Source organism: Acinetobacter sp. SH024, assembly GCF_000163635.1.
Taxonomy (GTDB): Bacteria; Pseudomonadota; Gammaproteobacteria; order Pseudomonadales; family Moraxellaceae; genus Acinetobacter; species Acinetobacter pittii.
In genome coordinates this window covers 170,320-186,975 of sequence record NZ_GG753601.1, presented here as the reverse complement: position 1 = coordinate 186,975, position 16,656 = coordinate 170,320, and the positions used below count along the sequence as shown (strand labels likewise).

The 16,656-nt window shown below is 38.8% G+C and carries 13 protein-coding genes and 1 pseudogene; 6 read left to right on the top strand and 8 right to left on the bottom strand.

Annotated elements, in window-relative coordinates; all coding sequences use genetic code 11:
- Positions 1 to 11: 11 nt before the first annotated feature.
- Together eat and HMPREF0013_RS13510 are read right to left on the bottom strand one after the other, a co-directional pair.
- A complete protein-coding gene (eat, locus tag HMPREF0013_RS13515) occupies positions 12 to 1,448 on the bottom strand; it encodes an ethanolamine permease (RefSeq protein ID WP_002119334.1) in 1,437 nt (478 codons plus the stop codon).
- Positions 1,449 to 1,668: 220 nt separating this feature from the next.
- Positions 1,669 to 3,180, bottom strand: a complete 1,512-nt coding sequence (locus HMPREF0013_RS13510; protein WP_002119354.1) for an aldehyde dehydrogenase family protein — start codon at positions 3,178 to 3,180, stop codon at positions 1,669 to 1,671.
- A 142-nt stretch (positions 3,181 to 3,322) separates the two neighbouring features.
- Here HMPREF0013_RS13510 and HMPREF0013_RS13505 point away from each other — a divergent pair, with 142 nt between their 5' ends.
- The gene (locus HMPREF0013_RS13505) at positions 3,323 to 4,513 is read left to right on the top strand and encodes a helix-turn-helix domain-containing protein (RefSeq protein WP_002119349.1); all 1,191 of its coding nucleotides are present in this window, start codon (positions 3,323 to 3,325) and stop codon (positions 4,511 to 4,513) included.
- Here the strand turns inward: HMPREF0013_RS13505 and HMPREF0013_RS13500 are convergent.
- Both HMPREF0013_RS13500 and mdh read right to left on the bottom strand, forming a co-directional pair.
- Positions 4,510 to 5,478, bottom strand: coding sequence for an alpha/beta hydrolase (locus HMPREF0013_RS13500; RefSeq protein ID WP_002119321.1), 969 nt, complete (start codon positions 5,476 to 5,478; stop codon positions 4,510 to 4,512). The genes HMPREF0013_RS13505 and HMPREF0013_RS13500 overlap by 4 nt on opposite strands.
- Positions 5,479 to 5,673: 195 nt before the next feature.
- Positions 5,674 to 6,846 (bottom strand): iron-dependent methanol dehydrogenase, encoded by a 1,173-nt coding sequence (gene mdh / locus HMPREF0013_RS13495; protein WP_002119340.1) that lies wholly within the window; start codon positions 6,844 to 6,846, stop codon positions 5,674 to 5,676.
- A 230-nt stretch (positions 6,847 to 7,076) separates the two neighbouring features.
- Here mdh and HMPREF0013_RS13490 point away from each other — a divergent pair, with 230 nt between their 5' ends.
- Complete coding sequence (locus tag HMPREF0013_RS13490; protein WP_002119362.1) at positions 7,077 to 8,789, top strand: AAA family ATPase; 1,713 nt, start codon at positions 7,077 to 7,079, stop codon at positions 8,787 to 8,789.
- 43 nt (positions 8,790 to 8,832) lie between these two features.
- Complete coding sequence (locus HMPREF0013_RS13485) at positions 8,833 to 9,192, top strand: 5-carboxymethyl-2-hydroxymuconate Delta-isomerase (protein ID WP_002119324.1); 360 nt, start codon at positions 8,833 to 8,835, stop codon at positions 9,190 to 9,192.
- 122 nt (positions 9,193 to 9,314) lie between these two features.
- Here HMPREF0013_RS13485 and thiM read toward each other — a convergent pair whose 3' ends face one another.
- The 3 genes from thiM to HMPREF0013_RS13470 all read right to left on the bottom strand — a co-directional run bounded on the left by thiM (position 9,315) and on the right by HMPREF0013_RS13470 (position 11,743).
- Positions 9,315 to 10,142, bottom strand: coding sequence for a hydroxyethylthiazole kinase (gene thiM / locus HMPREF0013_RS13480; RefSeq protein WP_002119326.1), 828 nt, complete (start codon positions 10,140 to 10,142; stop codon positions 9,315 to 9,317).
- Positions 10,143 to 10,177: 35 nt separating this feature from the next.
- A complete protein-coding gene (locus HMPREF0013_RS13475; protein ID WP_002119356.1) occupies positions 10,178 to 11,335 on the bottom strand; it encodes a hypothetical protein in 1,158 nt (385 codons plus the stop codon).
- A gap of 150 nt (positions 11,336 to 11,485) precedes the next feature.
- Positions 11,486 to 11,743 carry a hypothetical protein gene (locus HMPREF0013_RS13470; protein ID WP_002119338.1) on the bottom strand — a complete coding sequence of 86 codons (258 nt, stop codon included), beginning with the start codon at positions 11,741 to 11,743 and terminating at the stop codon, positions 11,486 to 11,488.
- 318 nt (positions 11,744 to 12,061) lie between these two features.
- Here HMPREF0013_RS13470 and pepN point away from each other — a divergent pair, with 318 nt between their 5' ends.
- From pepN to HMPREF0013_RS13455, 3 genes and pseudogenes are all read left to right on the top strand, one after another.
- Positions 12,062 to 14,668 (top strand): aminopeptidase N, encoded by a 2,607-nt coding sequence (gene pepN, locus HMPREF0013_RS13465; protein WP_002119359.1) that lies wholly within the window; start codon positions 12,062 to 12,064, stop codon positions 14,666 to 14,668.
- Positions 14,669 to 15,246: 578 nt separating this feature from the next.
- Positions 15,247 to 15,783 (top strand): spore coat U domain-containing protein, encoded by a 537-nt coding sequence (locus HMPREF0013_RS13460; protein ID WP_197697247.1) that lies wholly within the window; start codon positions 15,247 to 15,249, stop codon positions 15,781 to 15,783.
- Positions 15,784 to 15,855: 72 nt separating this feature from the next.
- A pseudogene (locus HMPREF0013_RS13455) lies at positions 15,856 to 16,386 on the top strand (molecular chaperone); the annotation flags it as partial.
- An 8-nt stretch (positions 16,387 to 16,394) separates the two neighbouring features.
- Here the strand turns inward: HMPREF0013_RS13455 and HMPREF0013_RS0105385 are convergent.
- The coding region (locus HMPREF0013_RS0105385) for an IS30 family transposase (RefSeq protein WP_031978253.1) at positions 16,395 to 16,656 on the bottom strand (262 nt) is incomplete at its 5' end.

The window sequence follows — 16,656 nt, the reverse complement described above, 5'->3', positions numbered from 1 at the left end:
TGCATCCTTTTTTATAGTTCTTGTTCTGCGGCTTTAATATTTGCAAACTCTTCTTCTGGTGTACCTTTAACTAAATGATAACGGCTATAGAATAAAAAGTAAGCAATAAATACGACATAAATAGCAGCAGCAATAAACCAAACTTTCGGATTAACAACAAAGCCCGCAATTACAGCAGCGACTGCTAGAACTAAGGCAATAGTTGAAGTAACGATTCCTCCAGGAGTTTTATAAGGACGAGGCATGTCGGGTTTAGATAGGCGTAGTTTGATGTGAGATAAAAGAATCAACACATAGGAAATAGTGGCACCAAAAACCGCGATTAAAATCAGTGAATCACCTTCTTTGGTAAGTGAAAGCAAGAACCCAATAATGCCCGGAATAATAATTGCGAGATAAGGGGCTTTATTTTTATTGGTTAAAGAGAGTGAAGTAGGTAAGTAGCCAGCACGAGAGAGTGCAAAAATTTGACGTGAATAGGCATAGATAATTGAAAAGAAACTTGCGATTAAACCTGCTAATCCAACAAAGTTAACAAAAGTTGCAAGCCAAGTGTTGCTGCCATAAACTTTAACCAGAGCATCGACGAGGGGAGCTCCTGAGTTTTGTAAAGTACTTGCACCTGCTGCACCTGCACCTAAGAATAAAATGAGCATTGCAAACGCCGTTAAGATGAGCATTGCACCAATCAAACCGCGTGGGAGAGATTTTGCTGGATCTTTTGCTTCTTCGGCGGCTAATGGCACACCTTCAACTGCAAGGAAAAACCAGATAGCAAAAGGAACTGCAGCCCAGATACCCAAATAGCCATGAGGTAAAAAAAGACTTACGCCAACACCTGTACCAACTGGAATATCAAATAAATTTTGTACATTAAAGTGTGGAATCATTGCCACAATAAACACAACAAGAGCAACTGCGGCGACAAGCGTAATGGCAAACATGATTTTTAAGGCTTCGCCAGCACCTTTGAGGTGTATACCCATAAAAATGGCGTAGCAGGCGAGGTAAATCATCCAGCCATTAATGCCAAATAGAGATTCGCAATAACCGCCAATAAATACGGCAATCGCCGCAGGAGCAATTGCGTATTCAATTAAAATGGCTGTTCCTGTTAAATAGCCTCCAAAAGGGCCAAAGGCAGCACGCGCAAAACTATAACCGCCGCCTGCTGTCGGCATCATAGTGGACATTTCTGACATAGAAAGACATAGACATAGGTACATGATTGCAGCGAGTGCAGTGGCAATAAACATACCACCCCAACCACCTTGAGCAATACCAAAGTTCCAGCCAGCAAAATCACCTGATATCACATACGCTACGCCTAAACCAATCAGGAGTAACCAACCAACCGTACCTTGTTTGAGTTGACGCTGAGCAAAATATTCTGCTGATGAGACTTCTGTACTTGAAGAAATGACGGAAGCTGTTTCTGGTTGATTCATACAATACTCCTGCGAGTGGGTTTGTATGAATCAATGCAAAAGCAATGCCTAAATGAAGCACTTTAGAGAATAGATGGAGCTTTTTTATTCTACATGATAAAAATTCAAGCTTAACAATCGGAAATAAAGAAGCCAGCAATCTAAATTACTGGCTTCTTATATAATTAATTATCTTACTTCTTTCTAGTGTTGATAGTTTGGTATCAACTTGGTGCGAAACTTAGAAGAAGCCCATTGGTTTAGTTGAATAACTCACTAACAAGTTTTTAGTTTGTTGATAATGATCTAGCATCATTTTATGGTTTTCACGACCAATACCAGACTTCTTGTAACCACCAAATGCAGCATGTGCAGGGTAGATGTTATAGCAGTTTGTCCAAACACGGCCAGCTTCAATAGCACGACCAGCACGATAAGAAATGTGAGCTGAACGTGACCATACACCTGCACCTAAACCATACATGGTGTCATTGGCGATTTTAATTGCATCGTCAAAGTCTTTGAATGTTGTCACAGCAAGTACAGGTCCAAAAATTTCTTCTTGGAAAACTTGCATGCCATTGTGACCTTTAAAAATAGTCGGATCGACATAGTAACCATCGCCTACTTCTTTACGGCCGCTACCGCCAAGTAAGAGCTCTGCACCTTCTTCACGACCAGTGTTAATACAACGTAAGATTTTCTCTTGTTGTTGCAAAGATGCTTGTGCGCCAATCATCGTTTCAGTATCAAGTGGATGACCAGTTTTAATACGTTTTACTCGTTCGACAGCCATTTCTAAGAACTGATCAGCAATGCTTTCTTGTACTAAAGCACGAGAAGGGCAAGTACATACTTCACCTTGGTTTAAGGCAAACATAGCAAAACCTTCAAGTGTTTTTTCTAAGAAGTCATCTTCTTTATCCATGATATCTTCAAAGAAAAGGTTTGGTGACTTACCGCCAAGTTCTAATGTCACTGGAATAATATTTTCGGTCGCATATTGCATCACCATTTGTCCAGTTTGAGTTGAACCTGTGAATGCGATTTTTGCAATACGTGGGTTGGTAGCTAAAGGACGGCCGACTTCTGAACCGAAACCATTGACAATATTAAGTACACCCGGCGGTAAAATATCTTGGATGAGTTCAGCCACCAACAAAATACCTACTGGCGTTTGTTCAGCTGGCTTAATCACCACACAGTTACCAGCTGCTAAAGCAGGTGCAAGTTTCCATGCAGCCATTAAAATCGGGAAGTTCCATGGAATAATTTGACCAACTACACCGAGTGGTTCATGGAAATGGTAGGCAATGGTATCTTCATCAATTTCAGAGATGCCGCCTTCTTGAGCACGAATACATCCTGCGAAATAACGGAAATGGTCGATCGCGAGCGGAAGGTCAGCTGCTAAAGTTTCACGAACTGCTTTACCGTTATCCCAAGTTTCTGCAACCGCAAGCATTTCAAGATTTGCTTCTAAACGATCGGCAATTTTTAAAAGTATATTTGAGCGTACTGTTGGTGATGCTTTATTCCATGTTGCTTTCGCTTTATGTGCTGCATCTAGAGCGAGTTCAATATCTTCGGCACTAGAGCGTGGAATACGTGTGAAAGCTTTTCCATCAACAGGAGATACATTATCAAAATATGCACCCTTTATAGGTGCCACCCATTCACCGCCAATAAAATTTTCATATTGTGATTTAAATTGAACTTTTGAGCCTGGTTGATTTGGATCGATATAGCGCATATAAATATTCCTTTGCTTTTTAGGACTAAAGACTAACAAGAACCCTGTCAGTAGGTACTTTCGTACTTTGTATAATTAGGATATAAAGAAGAAGGTTGGAGAAAGGTTGGAATAGAAATGTGGATATATAAGGAATTTACAAATGTTCACAAAAAAGGATTTATTGCAGCAACGGACGTTGATTGATCAACTGCGCACGCAAAATAGTCTCTCTCCTCAGAACGCTGCCAAACTCGGCCAAAGTATTGCAAGCTCGTGGGAACGATCAGCCTCTGCTGCGATTCCTAAAGAGCGTTTTGCGGCTCCGTTAGTCGAAAAAAAATCTGCTTCACAAAATGCTTTAGATATGGCTTTAAGCCAATGTGCCGATGACTTACGTCATATTGCAGAGCAATCTTCAATGGTGATTGCTGTCGGTGATATTGGCAGTACGATTATCTGGACGGCACCAAGTGCTCAAATGCAAAGTGCTGCTGAGCGTGTACATTTTGTACAAGGTGGTCAGTGGCGTGAAGAATTTGTGGGCACCAATGCCTTGGCTTTATCTTTAAAAACTCAACAATCAAGCTGTGTTTTTTCAAACGAACATTACATGGAGTCGATTCATGATTGGGTGTGTTATGCCGCACCGATTATCGATCCATACTCAAAACAAACGCTAGGTGTCGTTGATTTATCAACCACATGGAAGAACCATAATAGTTTAGGAATTCTGGCTGCTGAACGTTGTGCATCCATTATTCAATCTGCTTTGCTAGAGCAGCAGCGCCAGCAATTACATATCCGAGCATTTTCGACGCCGCAAGTTAAATTTAACGGTAAAAGTTTGCTATTAACGCCGCGTCAAATTGAAATTTTAACAATATTGGCACTATGTCCGCATGGTTTAACTTTAGAGCATCTTTATCAGGCGCTGTATGGTGAACGTAAAGTCAGTATGGGTACGCTTAAAGCTGAAATGTCTCAACTGCGAGATATTTTAGGCGGTTTACTTGGTTCACGTCCATATCGTCTGCTTGTGCATGTTGAAGCCGATTTTTTACAAGCTGAACAAGCGCTCGATGCGGGATATGCAGCCTCGGCTTTGCAGCTTTACACAGGTGTATTTCTGGCAAAAACTGAAAGTCCGTTTTTATGTGCATGGCGCGACTGCCTTGAGTCACGCTTGAGCGATGCAATTTTTAAAACCCAAGAAACAGATTTACTGTTAAAGCATCTAGCTCATTTCCCTGAAGCAATTGATGCGGTAGAACGCCTTATGGAGCTCTTACCAAGTGAACATCCTGCGCATCAACTGCTGGTGAAATACCTTGACTCACCTAAGCTTAGTTAAGTAATTTTTTGATCCAGCCACTGGAACAATTGTTGGTAGACTTGTTCTCGTACTGGCTGGACCGAAAGGACTAAGTCATGCAATCCATTGTGAATAGAGACAACTGAAACATCGCCTTTAATTTTTTTACCATGTTTTTCAATGTCTTTAACATCTAAAATCACGTCACTTTGAGTCGCATCTATTCCCCATTTTTTTGGATTTTTAGTTTGGTGCGAATGCATAATCAGGGCGGGAACGTTCAGTTTAACCCCACGGTGAATCTCTTTTTGTGCTGTATGAATTGCATGTACAAAGCTGAGTTGAACTGTAGGGGCAGAGGTCGGTTTCCAGTCAAGATTGAACTCCCATTCACCTTTCAGCTGCTTATGAAGGCTAGTGGTGTACCATTTGTTTAATTGGCTTGGAAATTTAACTTTTGGTAGATATTTTCCTACTCGACTGAGCATTGGAATACCAAACTTCTTTTCGACTAAGCTTAAATTAAAATCGTAAAATGGACTATTTGCCCATAGCGCTTTAATAAGAGGATGATCTGGATGATGGGCAGCATAAAGTGTTGCTGTCAAACCACCAGTTGAATGCCCTGCGAGTAAAACCTGAGTGTGTTGCTCTTCGCCAATAATCTCTAATGCTTGAGTAATTTCGGCATCATATTCTTTTAAATCAAGCACATTATAGAAAATTTGATGAGGTAGCTTTGAGCGGCCATATTTTCTTAAATCAAGTGCATAGAAGTCATAACCATGAGCATTGAATTGCTCAGCCATTTCGGTTTGAAAGAAATAATCTAAAAAACCATGAATATACAGCACGGCTTTTTGAGTCGATTGAGCGGCCTTTTTACGTACTAAGGTAGCTACAACTTTCCCTTCATAATCATCAGGAAAACTAAGTGTGAGCTGTTCGTAACCTGTGCCTAAAATATCTGGAACATAAGTTTGATTAGCTAAAGATGTATTCATTTTTATCGAGCTATTGTAATTAAGACATGCAGAGTATCCTTCAATGAAATGGGCGAATTGTCAATTAGGTTTGGAAAAGGTTGGAGTATAGATTCTAAAAAAAGGGAATACCGCTGGAGCTAAGTATTCCCAAAAAAAGTAAGTCAACGGTCGGAGGGATTTGACTTACTAGAGGGATATGCCATTACATCAGTATTAGAGTGCTGCTTTGAAAATCTCCACAACTTGTGCATGATTTGCTTTACGAGGGTTGGTGAGCATACATGCATCTTTTTGAGCATTATCTGCCATCACTGCAAGGTCTTCAGTTTTTACACCAAGCTCGGTTAAGCCAGATGGAATACCAATTGATGAAGACAGTTTGCGAATGGCATCAATTGCGGCATAGGCAGCTTCTGTTACGGTGAGTCCGTGAGTATTTACACCCATTAATTCTGCGATTTTTGCGTAGCGATCTGGGCAAGCAATTAAGTTAAATTCACAGACGTGTGGTAACAAGATTGCATTACATACGCCGTGAGGTAGGTTATAGAAACCGCCCAACTGGTGCGCCATTGCGTGAACATAACCTAAAGATGCGTTGTTAAATGCCATGCCAGCCAAATATTGTGCATAGCTCATTGCATCACGTGCTTCGATGTTTTCACCATTTGCGACAGCAGGTTGTAACCACTGGCTAATCATCGTAATCGCTTTTTCTGCACAGGCATCAGTAATTGGGTTTGCCGCCGTAGAAACATATGCTTCAACCGCATGTGTTAGCGCATCCATACCTGTTGCAGCCGTTAAACCTGCCGGTTTTGCAATCATGAGTTTCGGGTCATCAATCGCAATAAGTGGGGTACAGCGCCAGTCAACGATTGCCATTTTTACGTGAGTATCGGTATTGGTGATAATACAGAAACGAGTCATTTCAGATGCAGTACCAGCCGTTGTATTGACTGCAATCAATGGGGTCATCGGTACTTTACTTTTATCGATGCCTTCGTAGTCACGAATATGACCACCACCCGCAGTGACTAAACCAATCCCTTTTGCACAGTCGTGAGATGAACCGCCACCTAAAGACACAATAAAGTCACAGCCATTGTCGTTATAGGCATTTACGCCATTATGAACATTAATATCGGTTGGGTTAGGTTCTGCGCCTGGGAATATATGGCTTGCAACGCCTGCTTCAGTTAAATAGTTTGCGATAAGATCTGCAACACCAAATTTAAATAAGCCTTCATCGGTCACAATTAATGCTTTTTTTGCGCCGAGGTTTTGTGCCTTTGTACCAATTTCTTTAGCACATCCTGGTCCAAAGAGTGATACGCATGGAATATAAAAACCGTTTGTTTGATCTGCAATATTTTTAAAAGCCATGGAGTGATTCCTTCTTCCATAAATCCATTGTTTGTTATTACAGGTGAGCCTCACCATGGCCTTAGTATTGTGATGTGAAGTTTATTTTCCTACCTACCAAAAACCTACCAAATATTATTTTGTTTTTAATTATTGATTTATATGTGCTTTTTAGAAAGTTTGGCACATTCATTTAATTTTTTCGGGAAAATCGTTAAGCTATGGGCTGTTGAAGATGTACATATGAGATTATGAAACAGGAAACTGCGCTTAAACTGCTTAAAGCAGGTGAAAATGTCTTTTTAACCGGTTCGGCTGGTGCAGGGAAAACCTATACACTTAATCAGTACATCCAATATCTAAAAGCACGTAAAGTGCCTGTGGCAATTACGGCCTCTACAGGTATTGCAGCAACACATATGAACGGTATGACCATTCATACATGGGCTGGCATTGGCATTAAAGATCTGTTAACTGACGACGATCTAAAACGCATGAAAGAGCGTAAATATCTCAAGGAACACCTTGAAAATGCGCAAGTTCTTGTGATTGATGAAATCTCAATGCTACATGCGAAACAGCTTAATCTGGTCAATCAAGTTCTAAAATATTTTAAAGAAAGCGATGAAGCCTTCGGTGGTATTCAAGTCATTGTGGCTGGAGATTTCTTCCAGTTGCCGCCTGTAGGACGTAATGGTGAAGCCAATCGTGACAAGTTCTGCTTTATGTCAGATGCATGGGTCGAAGCCAAATTCCGCGTATGTTATTTAACAGAACAGCACCGTCAAGACGATGAAATTCTTAACCAGATTTTAAACGCTATTCGTGCGCAAAATATTCAACCCGATCATTTGCAAGCACTGCGTCAATCACGCTCGCATGATATTGGTGAGACCTTTACTCGTCTTTATACACACAATATGGATGTCGACAATATCAATTATCAGCACCTAAATGAAATTGATAATGAAGGGCATCAATTTAATGCTGTTTTAGATGGTAATGAAAAGTTATTAGAAACTTTAAAATCCTCAGTGCGTGCGCCAGAAGAACTCACACTTAAAAAGCATGCCAAAGTCATGTTTGTAAAAAATAACTTTGATATGGGCTATATCAACGGAAGTTTGGGTGAAGTCATCGGCTTTGAGGAAGATGACGAAAATGGCTTACTGCCGAAAGTAAAACTGACTGATGGCACGACTTTGCTGGTTGCTCCTGAAACTTGGTCCGTTGAAAATGAAGCAGGCAAAGTGATTGCAAGTTTTCAGCAAATTCCGCTTCGTTTAGCGTGGGCGATTACTATTCATAAAAGCCAAGGGATGACTTTAGAAGCCGCTGAAATTAACCTGATGAATACCTTTGAAAAAGGTCAGGGTTATGTTGCATTGTCACGCTTAAAATCTTTAACTGGTCTAAAATTATTAGGTATTAACGAGCAAGCTTTAGAGTTAGACAGTTTAGCTGTCAAAGCGGATCGTCGTTTCCAAGAACTTTCAAAAGAAGCTGAAGACAACTTTGCAGATGTAGATTTAACCGCTCAGCACAAAGCCTTTATTCGTCACTGTGGCGGCACCTTAAATGAAACCGAGATTTCTCGTAATGAGAAGAAACTCGCAAAAGGTGGAAAGCAAAATTACGCTACGGCAACGTTAGATGAGACACGTGTGCTGTTTGAAGAAGGCTATGAGATTGAAGACATCGCGCATGAACGTGGTTTAACCCCAGCGACAATTATTAATCACTTGGCTCGACTTCATAAAGAGCAAAAGCTAGATATTTCGGTTGCTCATCCGGGTGAAGAAGTGGTCGAAGAAATTCGTAAAATTTATAAGAAGCTGAAAAAGCGCCAAAATCCAGATCATTTTTCTGATGATGGTTCGATCAAACTAAGACCAATTGTTGAAGCAACCAGCCCTCGAATGGGATATGATCAGGTTCGATTAGCTTTATTATTTATTGAGTAAAGTTTAATTAGCTTAATGACTTATTATATAAATTGAGGTGGCTATGCCGCACGTTATAGTTGATTATTCAGAAAATTTAACTGGATTAAACGCAAAACAATTACTTGAAGAAATTAATACCACATTGGTTGAGACAGAGCTATTTAGTCCAGAAGACATTAAAAGCCGTGCGCGTAAAGATGATGTTTTCCTCATTGGCCTAGGGGCTGATCAAGCCTACATTCATGTAAAAGCCTACATTTTGTCAGGAAGAACTGCTGAGCAAAAGCAGCTGATGGGTGAGCAGTTATTAGCGGCGCTTAGTAATAAAAAATATCTACAACAAGAGTTTAATAAAGAAATTCAATTGTGCGTTGAGCTTGTCGATATGCCAAGAGAAGATTATTTCAAGCAAGTTGTATAACACTAAAAAGCGCAATTTCGATCAAGAATAGCGATTAGCACTATGTAAAAGTAGTGCTATCGAATGAACAGACATCTACTTACTTTTAAAGTGAGTCTAGCGTGATACAGGTATAACCTACATTATGCCAGTATCTCTAAAAGCTTAATATCTGCATATTGCTCAATCAAGTTGTCATCTAGCATGTGGATGTAATCCATAAAGATGGTACTAAAACTTCCCATAGTTTGAGCTTGATTTGCAGCAAGTTTACCTGCAATCGCAAAATGAACATGAGCTGAAAGAGCAGCAATTGTTGGCGTCGTCACAGCGCTATATGCTGCGATTAACGCACCTAAAGCACAGCCTGTTGCTGTAATTTTGGGCTGTAAAGGGCTTCCGCCGTTTACTTGGATCACAGCATCTAATTCTCTAGATAAAATATAATCTGACTCACCTGAAATAGCGATACAGCCCGCATGTGCTAATAGTGCATAAGCCTGTTGATAGGCTTGATCGCTGCTTAAAGTACTATCGACACCTTTAGATTGAACTTGGTTGCCTGCAAGTGTACTAATTTCTGAGGCATTACCACGAATAACGCTTGGCCTGAACTGTAAAAGCTCGTCTGTCATTTGACTACGCCAAGCTAAAATTGGTCCATAACCTACCGGATCAAGCACCCACGGGATGTTATGAAGCTGTGCAGTCTTGGCAGATATTTGCATGGCTTGCATTTGCTCTGAAGTAGGTGTGCCCAAATTAATGCTCAAAGCCGATGAAATGTTGGTAAAACTTTCTGCTTCATAAGGATTATCAATCATGGCAGGTGAAGCACCAGAAGCAAGTAAGACATTGGCTGTATAGTTGGCCGCGACGCTATTGGTAATGCATTGCACAAGAGGCGTTTTTGCCTGCATGTTTTGCCAAGCGTCAATTACCTGCTCAATCAAAGTCGATGCTGATGTCATATTATTATCCTTATTAAGCCAAAGTGATTGTAGATTTAGTGAGTAAAATAATGATCTTGATGCTTACATCTTTGGCAAATTAAGGAAACATAATCTGCTGCATCATAATCAACACTTAAATCGTTTGAACCACAATGCATACAACGTTTAACTGAATAAAAGTTTAATCGAGGTTCAATTTTTCGCCATGCTTTCCAGACAGGTTGTACAAAGATCTGTTCGTCGTAACCTAAGAAGCGGTTAAGTAAAATATAACTCATTTTACTGTAGGGAATATTGTGAGGACGAGGCAACATTGAGGTTTCCCACTTTTCAGCTAAGGCTCTCTCGCGATATTGCTCTAAGGTTTTCTTCAACAAATTGGTGTTAATAAATTTTTCATTACGCGGCTGTAGGGCTTTCTGTTTATAAAGGTACTCAAGTGCGGTTTGAATTAAATAATAAATCTGACCAATTGCCAATGAATCCATTAAACGATAACAAAAAGTTTGGAAATTAGAGCTTCCTGCAATTTGAATGCCCCAAGTTCGGCAATAGAATTGCATAAACTGAATAATTTCTTGATAGAGCACCTGAAAAAGTACGTCTTTTACTTCATCGGCACTACGAAACGGAATACCGAGACTTAAATTTTCATAAAACCAGTGGCGTAGTTGCTGGGCTACACTAAATAAACTTGGGTCACTATAACCGTCCAAGCGAATGTTTAAATAAAAGCACTGAGGTTCATCAGCTTGATCTTGGGCGTTTAAAATTCCATCTTTATGGAGTTGCTTAATCAGATAGTTTTGAAAAATCCAGTTCGGGGTAATAGAGTGATATTTAATTTGGTCCCAGTGAATGTATTCGTCATGAGCAACATCGTCTCGTGCATAGTCGTCGAGCAGGCTAAGTAAAAAAAGTTTATGTAAAAAACTGAGCTGTTCCAGACTACGTTGAGGTTGATCTTTTGACTTAAACTGGCGTTGTTCTTGTAGGCGGGTTTGCTGTAAAAGCTTTTTTCGTTGTTTTGTGCATGTCTCACAATGACAAGTCATTTTCGTATCTTTAAATACACGGTGCTGACAATGACTGCATTCATGAAACTGAATGTCTTGTTCAAATTGCTCGGCATCTACCCAGTACATTGAAGCTTGGCAGAGAGGACAATGGCTACTTTCATCTAGCTGTTTCTGTAGAATTTGTAAGACCATTTCGCTCCGAATGCATAAATTAGTAAGGATAGAGCTATTATACACAGCCGCATTGCCGATAGCTGAGATTGTCTTTTTGTTTGGTGCAAAAATAGAAAACCTAAAGTCTTGTCTTAACTTTAGGTTTTCATAAGGGTTTAAAAATTAAAATTAAACAGGGCACGGCAAGCTCTCATCATTCTGTCCAAGCTTTTTGGCATTGATAAGTGCCTGCACTTTTTTACTTGGTAATTTTACTTTACCTAAAGCGTCGTAAGTATTGACGATAGAAGTTACCTCCTGAGCAGTCATTGAAATACCTTCTGCAGATAAAAACACCGCAATCACATGGTGATCAAGACCTGCTGCGTTTAGATCATGAATCGCTTTAATATTTTCTAAACGATGAAAATGTGCTTTTAATTCCATACTGACACCTCTTGTTCTGATTGAAATATTTATATTGGTGTATTAATGAAGGCAAGAACCATGCCCAAAATGTAAGCTGACTCTAAAAAATGTTAAAAGCTGAAGTTGTTTTATTTTTATTGTATAGATTGATTATATAAGCAACGATTATCGTAAATTTCGTCTAATCTGTGCTAATAAAAGACGATTCTAATTTGAAATGTATAAATGAAGTCCCATTAATTTTATAAAGGTAAACAAACACGGTATGTATGAATGTGTATGATCAAGTTCATAAAATTCGTACTACGGTTTCCGAAAAGTATATAAGGAATAAAGATGAATATTGCGGCGCAGCCTCCAGTTCAGGCAGATCAAACAGTTTATTTAAAAGATTATCAAAAACCTTCGTTCTTGGTTGAATCCATTAATCTTGATATTCAAGTATATGATGACAAAACAATTGTTGATTCAACATTAGTCATGAAGCGTCAAACTGCTGGAGACTTGGTGTTATTGGGCCGTGATCTTGAGTTGCAATCTATTCAGCTCAATGGTCAAGATCTTACTCCTGCACAATATTCACTCGATAGTGAACAACTGGTGATCACTGATGCACCAGATGAAGTCATTTTACAGACTCAAGTGATTATTCATCCTGAAACCAACACTCAGCTTGAAGGGTTATATAAAGCAGATGAGTTGTTTGTAACTCAGAATGAACCTGAAGGTTTCCGTAAAATCACGTTCTATCCAGACCGTCCAGATGTACTTTCAGTCTTTACGACACGTGTAGAAGCAGACAAAAAATATCCAGTGTTACTTGCCAATGGTAACTTGCTTGAAACAGGTGAGGTGGGTGAAAACCGTCACTTTGCGATCTGGCAAGATCCGACTAAAAAACCAAGCTATTTGTTTGCTTGTGTTATTGGTGATTTAGCTGTTCTTAAAGATCGTTATACGACTTCGGAAGGGCGTGATGTTGCTCTAGAAATCTATGCAATCGAGAAAGATATTCCAAAATGCTATATCGCGATGGAAGCATTAAAGCATTCTATGCGTTGGGATGAAGAACACTACGGCCGTGCTTATGACCTAGACAACTATATGATTGTTGCTGTTAGTCAGTTCAACATGGGTGCAATGGAAAATAAAGGTTTAAACATCTTTAATACTTCATGCGTACTTGCCGATGAAGAATACACAACTGACGCAGCGATTATGCGTGTGCAGTCTGTGATTGCCCATGAATATTTCCATAACTGGACAGGGAACCGTATTACTTGCCGTGACTGGTTCCAGCTGTGCTTAAAAGAAGGCTTAACCGTATTCCGTGACCAGTCTTTCTCTGAAGATTTACAATCTGCTGCTGTTCAACGTATTGATGACGTTGCTGTACTTAAATCACATCAATTCCCTGAAGATGCTGGTCCATTGTCGCACCCACCGCGTCCAGATCACTTTGTCGAAATTAATAACTTCTACACAGCGACAGTCTATGAAAAAGGTGCGGAAATTAACCGTATGATGTCGACCTTACTTGGTAAAGAAAAATACCGTAAGGGAACAGACGAATACTTCCGCCGTCATGATGGACAAGCCGTAACGGTAGAAGACTGGGTTGCTGCATTATCTGCAGGTTCAGGTGTCGATTTATCTGCATTTTTAACTTGGTATAACCAACCAGGTACGCCAAAGCTTGAAGCAAAAGGTGAATATGATGCAGCGACGCAAACTTACCGTTTAAGTTTTAAACAAAGCCTAAAAGCACATCCTAAATATCCAAATTTAAAAGCTGTTCCAATTCCTGTTGCTTTAGCGCTTTTTAACGCTAAAACAGGTGAACAATATACATTGCACAGTGACAGCTTATTCGTAAATGATGTTAAAGATGGTGTGTACTTGTTTGATCAAGACGAAGCAACCATTGAATTCACAGGTATGACTGAACAGCCAGTTGTGTCGTTACTCCGTAATTTCTCTGCGCCTGTAAATCTTGTATTTGACTATACCGATGCTGAATTAGCGTTCTTAATTCAACACGAAACCAACGGCTTTAACCAATGGCAAGCAACGCAAACCTTGCTTGAGCGTATTTTGCTAGAAGACCATTCTGCAGATGCGTATATTCAAGCTATTCAGAGCACTTTGTCTGAGCTGGTTGGTCGTGACCCGCTTTTAGCATCACGTTTGTTTGATGTACCAAGTGAAGGTTATTTGGGTAGTCGTATTGATCAGAACTATGCACCAGCAGATATTCATGTAAAACGTGAAGCCTTGCTTAATCGTTTAGCACAAGAGTTGGGTTCATTCTGGAAAGATACTTATCTTACCCTTGACCCAGACTTGCAAAAAGAATTCTCGTTAGCCATGGGCGTTCGTGCATTAAAGAATATCATGCTCATGATGATGGCTCGTCAAGGCGATCAAAGTGCATTTGAATTAGCACATGTTCAATACCAAAACACAGGCAATATGTCTGAACGTTTAGGTGCGTTACGTGTATTAGTTTGGCAAAATGCACCTCAAGCTCAAGAGGTACTTGCTGATTTCTATGATCGCTTTAAAGATGAAGCCTTGTCTTTAGATCAGTGGTTTATGATTCAAGCTGCAAACCCAAATGCGACAACAGAAACAATTGAGTACCTTACTCAACATCCAGACTATGATTTAACAACTCCAAATCGTATTCGTGCGGTAAGTGGTGGCTTGTCAAATAATCCTGAAAATACTTGGGGTTTTGGTGTAGCTCACTTTATTAATCTTGCAGAGTATCTAGACGAGAAAAACCCGATTTTAGGTTCACGCCTGTTACAGGTGTTATCTCGTTGGTATACTCTTGCAGAGCCTCAGCGCACTCAAGTACAACAAGCTTTACAAGCATTGCAGCCTAAAGTGAAATCGAAAAATGTTTCTGAAACTTTAAATAGCATGCTGAGCGTTTAATTATTTAAATTTACTAAATAAAGGTCTCTAAAGAGGCCTTTATTTTTTTATATCTCATAGCTCTTCAATATTTAAAATAAATAAAACTATCCTTGTTATAGTTCATCTGTAGATCATTTTTTATCATTTTATTTTTATATAAATTATAATCTTTAATATTTTTCTGAAGGTGCACTTTTAAGAAATAATATAAAATGAAAATTAAAGAGATAAATAATATAAAAAATAAATTGACTCGTAAAAATTATTTAATTTTTTAAAGTTAGCTAAATTTTGAAATATTTATTTAAATTTATCTTAATATTTTTTCTAGTGTTTTTATTAAAATTATTTAAATCAAATATTTATATTTTGTAAATATTGTTTTTTTGTATCCGTAAGATAGGTTTAGGTAAATTTGTTTTATTGATTAGAAATTAAAATAATAACGTGAACATGCATTTTATTTATTTTTATGTATTATGTTGGAAAGTAGGATAAAAAAATAAGCTTTAAAAGAGCAGTCAAATAAAAATGATTGTAAGAATAAGGGTTAAATTTTTTATATCTATTAATTCGACAATTTAGTTTAAAAGGTTTTGGCCATGAAAAAGACTTTTATTTATTTATCAGCAGTTGTTGCAGGAGTATTTTCTCTCAATGCGGCAAATGCAGCTACAGCAACAGGTACATTAACTGTTAGAGCAACAGTAACGAATAGTTGTGTATTGAATACCTCTGCAACTGGCACGACAACAAATGCCGTTTTAGACTTTGGTACTTTAAGTTCACTTGCTGGCAATGTTGATGCAGATACCACAACGACTGGTGGTACCTCAATTAAAGTCCTTTGTAATAATACTGTGCCATGGACTTTGTCATTTGATGGTGGTCAGAATGTTTTATCAACACAACGTCGCATGATCGGTGGGGCGACTAGCAATGAATATATTCCTTACAACCTTTTCTCTGACACAGGACGTGCCACAGCAATTGGTATTGCAACGACTGCCTACAGTGGAACCGGAACGGGTAATGTTCAAACTATAAATGTATATGGTCGTATTCCTGCAGGAACAACTTTACCAAGTGCAGGTAGCTATGTTGACAGTGTGACTGTCACGGTAACTTATTAATTTGCATAAATTAGAATTACGTTAGCCCTTTTGAAAGGGCTAATACATTAAAAAGTTATATTTGAGCAAATCATGAAAAAAAATATTTTTATTATTATGGGATTATTCTTATCTTTATCTAGCTCTATTAACGCCGCAACAATCCGTCTTTCACCTGTAAATGTAGAAATATTAAGTAATCAAAATGCTGCTTCAATTAGTTTATATAACCAGTCAAATGAAAGTGCTGATTTGCAGGTGCGTGTATTTGAGTGGAGACAAAATGCTGGGCAAGATCAGTTAATCCCTACGGATGAAATTGTAGTTAGTCCACCATTTTTAAAACTACAACCTAGTGACTCTTATAACTTACGTGTAGTTAGAATTAACCCAGAACCTATTTCTGGTGAAAAAACCTATCGTATTATTATTGATGAGTTACCCAAACCAATTGATAGCCGTAAAGCAGCTCAGGGAGTAAATGTATTACTTCGCTCATCATTACCTGTATTTGTAGTAAATAAAGATGCGATTACCAAACTGAGTTGGAAAATTGATGTTAACCAGAACACACCTTCTTTAAATATTAGCAATATAGGTAACCGACATGCGCTGTTAAATAGTCGGCGAATTCAAACATGAGGTGCGACAGTTTGAAAAGTCTTATGATAATCAACAAGCTGAGCAAATTTCTCTAATGGTGTAAGCCAATCTAACGCTTTTCTAGGACGAGTATTCAGTGACATGGCAACTTGATTTAAATAATGCTGATCTGCCTGATTTAAATCAATCCCTTTAGGTAAATATTGCCTAATTAAACCATTCATATTTTCGCATGTGCCTTTTTGCCAGGGTGAATGTGGGTCACAGAAATATACATCTATGCCTAAATCT

Bases quoted from the DNA above. Each gene is read 5' to 3' on its own strand.
- mdh (WP_002119340.1), bottom strand. From the start codon at position 6,846: ATGGCTTTTAAAAATATTGCAGATCAAACAAACGGTTTTTATATTCCA.
- pepN (WP_002119359.1), top strand. From the start codon at position 12,062: ATGAATATTGCGGCGCAGCCTCCAGTTCAGGCAGATCAAACAGTTTAT.
- HMPREF0013_RS13505 (WP_002119349.1), top strand. From the start codon at position 3,323: ATGTTCACAAAAAAGGATTTATTGCAGCAACGGACGTTGATTGATCAA.
- HMPREF0013_RS13490 (WP_002119362.1), top strand. From the start codon at position 7,077: ATGAAACAGGAAACTGCGCTTAAACTGCTTAAAGCAGGTGAAAATGTC.
- HMPREF0013_RS13470 (WP_002119338.1), bottom strand. From the start codon at position 11,743: ATGGAATTAAAAGCACATTTTCATCGTTTAGAAAATATTAAAGCGATT.
- HMPREF0013_RS13475 (WP_002119356.1), bottom strand. From the start codon at position 11,335: ATGGTCTTACAAATTCTACAGAAACAGCTAGATGAAAGTAGCCATTGT.
- HMPREF0013_RS13485 (WP_002119324.1), top strand. From the start codon at position 8,833: ATGCCGCACGTTATAGTTGATTATTCAGAAAATTTAACTGGATTAAAC.
- HMPREF0013_RS13500 (WP_002119321.1), bottom strand. From the start codon at position 5,478: ATGAATACATCTTTAGCTAATCAAACTTATGTTCCAGATATTTTAGGC.
- eat (WP_002119334.1), bottom strand. From the start codon at position 1,448: ATGAATCAACCAGAAACAGCTTCCGTCATTTCTTCAAGTACAGAAGTC.
- thiM (WP_002119326.1), bottom strand. From the start codon at position 10,142: ATGACATCAGCATCGACTTTGATTGAGCAGGTAATTGACGCTTGGCAA.
- HMPREF0013_RS13510 (WP_002119354.1), bottom strand. From the start codon at position 3,180: ATGCGCTATATCGATCCAAATCAACCAGGCTCAAAAGTTCAATTTAAA.